The organism is Mesorhizobium sp. (genome assembly GCF_004962925.1).
GTDB lineage: Bacteria > Pseudomonadota > Alphaproteobacteria > Rhizobiales > Rhizobiaceae > Mesorhizobium.
This window is the reverse complement of sequence record NZ_SUEO01000021.1, coordinates 18,312-21,533: the sequence shown is the minus strand read 5'-3', so window position 1 is coordinate 21,533 and position 3,222 is coordinate 18,312. Positions and strand designations below refer to the sequence as shown.

4 protein-coding genes are annotated in these 3,222 nt (G+C 62.6%); 2 read left to right on the top strand and 2 right to left on the bottom strand.

Annotated features, from left to right (window positions below):
• Together E5W87_RS07330 and E5W87_RS07325 are read right to left on the bottom strand one after the other, a co-directional pair.
• Nucleotides 1-264 (bottom strand): FAD-binding protein (locus tag E5W87_RS07330; RefSeq protein WP_292395388.1); only part of this gene is annotated, 264 nt, incomplete at its 3' end.
• On the bottom strand, nt 254-688 hold the full coding sequence (locus tag E5W87_RS07325) for an Rrf2 family transcriptional regulator (protein ID WP_292395386.1): 435 nt from the start codon (nt 686-688) through the stop codon (nt 254-256). The genes E5W87_RS07325 and E5W87_RS07330, both read right to left, overlap by 11 nt.
• Nucleotides 689-777: 89 nt before the next feature.
• On the opposite strand from E5W87_RS07325, the gene E5W87_RS07320 reads away from it, so the two are divergent.
• Nucleotides 778-1,704: a LysR substrate-binding domain-containing protein gene (locus E5W87_RS07320; RefSeq protein WP_292395385.1), complete on the top strand. Its 927-nt coding sequence runs from the start codon at nt 778-780 to the stop codon at nt 1,702-1,704.
• Nucleotides 1,705-1,929: 225 nt separating this feature from the next.
• On the top strand, nt 1,930-3,084 hold the full coding sequence (locus tag E5W87_RS07315; RefSeq protein WP_292395383.1) for an ABC transporter substrate-binding protein: 1,155 nt from the start codon (nt 1,930-1,932) through the stop codon (nt 3,082-3,084).
• Nucleotides 3,085-3,222: the final 138 nt, after the last annotated feature.

Sequence of the window (3,222 nt, the reverse complement as noted above, 5' to 3'; positions counted from 1 at the left end):
CTTGTCCGCCAATCCGGCGACGACCCCGGCTGTCGGATAGGCCAGCAGCTGCCGTCTTGCGTCGTCCAGGATTGCGCCGGGCGCATGTCCGTCCTGTCCCAGGAAACCGTGTGAGTGTTCGGCAAAACGGTTGCGCGGCTGGCCTGCGTCGATCACCAGGACATTGCGCCGGGCTCGTGCCGCCTGGATGGCGGCGGACAGGCCGGCAAAGCTGCCGCCCACGACAATCAGATCATACTGCGTAGCTGGCAGATCATACTGCATGGCTGGTCACTCCAATCAACTCGTAACGGCGGTGAAAATCGGCGGCGAGATCGGCGAGCGTGATGCGGCTGAGTTTCTCTGCCAGCAGCCTCTCGGCCGCGACGCGAAAATCATCGAGCGCCGCTATCACCGCTTGTTCGACAAGGCAGCCGGGGCTCTCCGGCTCGGTGCCGAACGGCAGCAGCGTTTCGCCGAGGGCGGCACTGATCTCGGCCAGCGAGATCTTCTCGGGTGCACGGCCAAGCTGCCAGCCGCCGCCATGTCCGCGCGACGAGGTGACGATGCCGGCAATGGTCCGGCGGACGACGACCGGGTTCGTGTGGATAAATGTGGCGAGCTGCTCGGAGGTCAGCGCGCGCTCCTGCGTCTCGGCCATGTGGACGAGAATGTGCAGGGTCGAGGAAAGTCTGCTGTTTCGTTTCATGTAACTTACTTAGTTACGAGTCTTGCGGCCGTCAAGCGTTTGTCGGTCGCCCACTTCCCAGCGCCGCCTTCGCCGTGTTTAGTCCGGCCATGGCCTTCACCATCCGCCAATTGCAGTTCTTCATCGCCGTCGCCGAGCAAGGCACGGTTTCGGGTGCCGCGCAGAACCTGTCGATCTCGCAATCGTCGGTCACCGAGGCGATCAAGGAACTCGAAAGCGATCTCGGCGTCGAACTGTTCGAGCGCCACCCGCGTGGCCTCAACATCACCCATAAGGGTCACCAGTTCCTGCGCCACGCGACAAAGATCCTTGCCGACGTTTCCGACGCGCGCCGCGCCTTCTTCGGCGAGCAAGCGGCGGCGGGCGGCCGGCTCCAACTCGGTGTCACTTCGCTGGTCGCCGGTTATGTGCTGTCCGACCTTCTCGCCCGCTATCGACGTGCCTACCCGGGTGTCGAGGTCTCGGCCATCGAGGACAACGGCGATTACCTTGAGCACCTCCTGATCGGCGGCAAGCTCGACATCGCCGTCATGGTCACCTCGAACCTGCGCGACCGCACCGCGCTGCAGTCCGAAATCCTCGAAGTTTCGGCTTATCGGCTATGGCTGCCGCTCGGCCATCCGCTGGCCGGCGCCGACATCATCGGCATTGGCGACATCGCCTCGGAGCCGCTGATCATGCTGACCGTCGACGAGATCGAGGAGAATACCGGGAAACTGCTGGCGGCTATCGGCGCCAAGCCGCATGTCGCCTTCCGCACCCGCTCTGTCGAGGCGGTGCGCAGCCTCGTCGCCACCGGTGCCGGTGTGGCGTTGTTGCCCGACCTCGTCTACCGGCCATGGTCGCTCGAAGGTGACCGTATCGAATCGCGCGATATTTCGGGCTCCTTGCCGGTGGTACAGGTCGGCATGGTCTGGCGGCGCGGCTCCGGCCTGCCGCAGGCCGCACGCGACTTCATCGGGCTTGCCCAGTCGCAGCGCATGGTCCGCCAGCGGCCGGAGAAGATTGGCCGCTGATCTATCGGAAAAACCGATATCGCCCTTCTGATAAATGGATTTGCGAAACCGAAAATTTCGCAGCACCTTCACGATCGGGAACCGAAGCCGCCGCGAGAGTGCGGCCCCTTAGAGCGCCGCGCGTCGGGGATGCGCAACGACGCTCTAACATTTTTGAGCTGCGCATGATCCTTTCCGAAAACCGAAACGGTTTTCGGGGTCATGCGCAAAAATGGGAGATCGACGATGAATTCATTCTTGAAGTCGTGCACTGCATTGACGGTCGCGCTGACCTTCTCCGGCCAGGCGATCGCTCAGGTCAAGGAACTCGGCAAAGGCGAAGGCCAGGTCAATATTGTCGCCTGGCCCGGCTACATCGAGCGCGGCGAAACCGACAAGGGCTACGACTGGGTCACGTCCTTCGAGAAGGACACAGGCTGCAAGGTCAACGTCAAGACGGCCAATACATCCGACGAGATGGTCGCGCTGATGAATGAGGGCGGCTTCGATCTCGTCACCGCCTCGGGCGACGCTTCGCTGCGCCTCGTGGCCGGCAAGCGTGTCCAGCCGATCAACACCGATCTCGTCCCGAGCTGGAAGACGGTTGACGACCGGCTCAAGGACGCGCCGTGGTTCACGGTCGGCGGCGTCCATTACGGCGTCCCCTACCAGTGGGGCCCGAATGTGCTGATGTATAATACCGAGGTGTTCAAGGAAGCGCCGAAGAGCTGGAACGTCGTCTTCGAGGAGATGACCTTGCCTGACGGCAAGCCGAACAAGGGCCGCGTCCAGGCCTATGACGGGCCGATTCATGTCGCCGATGCCGCCAACTATCTGATGTTTCACAAGCCGGAGCTCGGCATCAAGGATCCCTACGAGTTGACCGAGGATCAGTACAAGGCCGCGCTCGATCTCCTGCGCGTCCAGCGTACGCTGGTCGGACGCTACTGGCATGACGCCGCCATCCAGGTTGACGATTTCCAGAACGAGGGCGTGGTTGCTTCAGGTTCATGGCCCTACCAGGTCAACACGCTGGTTGCCGCCAAGAAGCCGGTCGCTTCGACCATTCCCCAGGAAGGCGTCACCGGCTGGGCCGATACCACCATGATGGAGGCCGACGCGGCCAACCCGAACTGCGCCTATATGTGGCTGGAGCATTCGCTGTCGCCGAAAGTGCAGGGCGACATTTCCGCTTGGTTCGGCTCGCTGCCGGTGGTGCCGGCTGCCTGCAAGGGCAACGAACTGCTCGGCGAAGAAGGCTGCAAGACCAACGGCTACGACAATTTCGAAAAGATCAAGTTCTGGAAGACGCCGGTGTCGAAATGCGCCACCCAGAACGACCAGTGCGTGCCTTACTATCGCTGGGTGTCGGATTATATCGGCGTCATCGGTGGGCGGTGATTTCGTTTCGCTCGTTCTGAGAGCGCAGCGCTGCCCTCACCCTTACCCTCCCCGTGAAGATCGCGGAGAGGGGGGATCGCCGGCGTTTCGGCCAGTTCCCTTCTCCCCGTCACTATACGGGGAGAAGGTGCCGGCAGG

Excerpts from the sequence above, each read along its gene's own strand:
- E5W87_RS07325 (WP_292395386.1), bottom strand. The coding sequence starts at position 688 with ATGAAACGAAACAGCAGACTTTCCTCGACCCTGCACATTCTCGTCCAC.
- E5W87_RS07320 (WP_292395385.1), top strand. The coding sequence starts at position 778 with ATGGCCTTCACCATCCGCCAATTGCAGTTCTTCATCGCCGTCGCCGAG.
- E5W87_RS07315 (WP_292395383.1), top strand. The coding sequence starts at position 1,930 with ATGAATTCATTCTTGAAGTCGTGCACTGCATTGACGGTCGCGCTGACC.